Raw genomic sequence first — 1630 nt, forward strand, 5'->3', positions numbered from 1 at the left:
CCGCGAGCCGCTCCTGCGCGGAGCGCAGGCCCTCCCCGAGCCGGTTCAGCGCGTCGACCTGCTCGGGTGCGGAGCGCACCAGCAGGTTCCCGGCCCAGGCGGCGAGGGTCGGCTTGCGCAGCGCGGCGATCTCCTTGGCGAGGGCCGGCTCCTTGGCCGTGCGCGCCGCGGCGACGTGCCGACCGCGGGCGGCGACGAACTCGCCGGGCGGCAGCGCGTACAACTCGTCCGCGACACTCTCCAGGTCCATCGGTCCCATCCTCCTCCGGGGCGGCTCGCCGGGCTGCCTATCGAGACCCCTCTAAAGCTATCTTTAGATGGATCTGGGCGCGCCACCCGTCGACCACCACCGGCTGCCGCGGGCGTGGCGGAGTACTCCGGCGACTGGAACCTGTACCTCACGCCCGTGGAGCTGACCGGGCTGACGGAGGAGATGCCCCGGCCGCTGACCCGCCATGACGACCGCTTCGCGGACCCGGCGCGCCGCCCCTCCCCTCGCCGCCGGCGCAGCCGGCATGGGCCTGCTCACCGCCGCGGCGCTGCTGCCCGCACTGCTGTTCTCGATCTCGCCGCGGTCTGGGCCGGCCGTGGCGAGGGTGGGGGCCGGGTAGTCGGTCGGTGGGCGGGCTGGTCTTGGCTCATGTGCGGGTGCGGGTCACCCTCAGGTCCGCCTCGATTCTCGCGACCGCCGCCAGCAGGTGCGGCAGCAGGTCGCGGCGTACCGACTCGACCGAGTTCCGGCTCGCGTGCACGGGGATGTTGACCGCCGCGACCACCGTGCCGTCGCGGTCCCGGACCGGGGCCGCGACCGAGCGCAGGCCCTCCTCCAGTTCCTGGTCCACGATCGCGTACCCCTGCCTGCGTACCCGGGCCAGTTCGGCGTGCAGCGTCTGCGCCGAGGTGACGGTGCGCGACGTCAGCGGGGCGAGGCGGGCGGCGGCGAGGCGGGTGTCGATCTCCGGCTGCGGGAGGTGGGCGACGATGACGCGCCCGACGGAGGTGACGTACGCCGGGAAGCGGGTGCCGACCGTGATCGTGGCGGTCATGATGCGGCTGGTGGGGACGCGGGCGACGTACACGATGTCGTCGCCGTCCAGCACGCACAGCGAGGACGACTCGCGCACCTCGGCGACCAGCCGTTCGAGGTGCGGTTCCGCGATCTCCGGGAGCGAGAAGCTCGACAGGTAGGCGTAGCCCAGCTCCAGGACCCGCGGGGTGAGGCGGAAGAGGCGGCCGTCGCTCCGGACGTAGCCGAGGTCGGCCAGGGTGAGGAGGAAGCGGCGGGCCGCGGCGCGGGTGAGGTCGCACAGGCGGGCGACGTCGCTGAGGGTCAGTTCGGGATGGTCCGCGTCGAAGGCGCGGATGACCGCGAGCCCGCGGTCGAAGGACTGGACGAAGTGTGGTTCCCGGCCCTGCACGTTCATATCTTGCCTCGCCGCTCGCGTCGCATCTATGTTCCCTGTGAGAATTGTCGTTCGCCTCGCGCACACGAGGAGTGGGCAGTGGAGGGGGAGCCATGATCGCGCACCGCAACCTCCAGATCGGCGGCAAGGACGTGCCGGCCGCTTCGGAGCGTACGACCGAGGACTTCGACCCGTACACCGGCGAGGCGTTCGCGACCGTCGCCGCC

Annotated in this window: 2 protein-coding genes and 1 pseudogene; 1 reads left to right on the forward strand and 2 read right to left on the reverse strand. The window is 72.7% G+C overall.

All coding sequences use genetic code 11. The annotated features are described in order from the left end of the window. Positions 1-250, reverse strand: a pseudogene (locus H5J30_RS31965) (hypothetical protein); the annotation flags it as partial. Between the two features lie 205 nt (positions 251-455). Between H5J30_RS31965 and H5J30_RS31970 the strand changes: the two are divergent. Further along, a complete protein-coding gene (locus H5J30_RS31970; RefSeq protein WP_181791103.1) occupies positions 456-611 on the forward strand; it encodes a hypothetical protein in 156 nt (51 codons plus the stop codon). A 27-nt stretch (positions 612-638) separates the two neighbouring features. Here the strand turns inward: H5J30_RS31970 and H5J30_RS31975 are convergent, their stop codons facing one another. After that, complete coding sequence (locus H5J30_RS31975; RefSeq protein WP_181791101.1) at positions 639-1424, reverse strand: IclR family transcriptional regulator domain-containing protein; 786 nt, start codon at positions 1422-1424, stop codon at positions 639-641. Between the last annotated feature and the right edge of the window lie 206 nt (positions 1425-1630).

It is taken from the genome of Streptomyces phytophilus (assembly GCF_013870535.1).
GTDB classification, from domain to species: domain Bacteria; phylum Actinomycetota; class Actinomycetes; order Streptomycetales; family Streptomycetaceae; genus Streptomyces; species Streptomyces phytophilus.

Coding starts and splice junctions, on each gene's coding strand:
- H5J30_RS31970 (WP_181791103.1), top strand. CDS start 456: ATGACGACCGCTTCGCGGACCCGGCGCGCCGCCCCTCCCCTCGCCGCC.
- H5J30_RS31975 (WP_181791101.1), bottom strand. CDS start 1,424: ATGAACGTGCAGGGCCGGGAACCACACTTCGTCCAGTCCTTCGACCGC.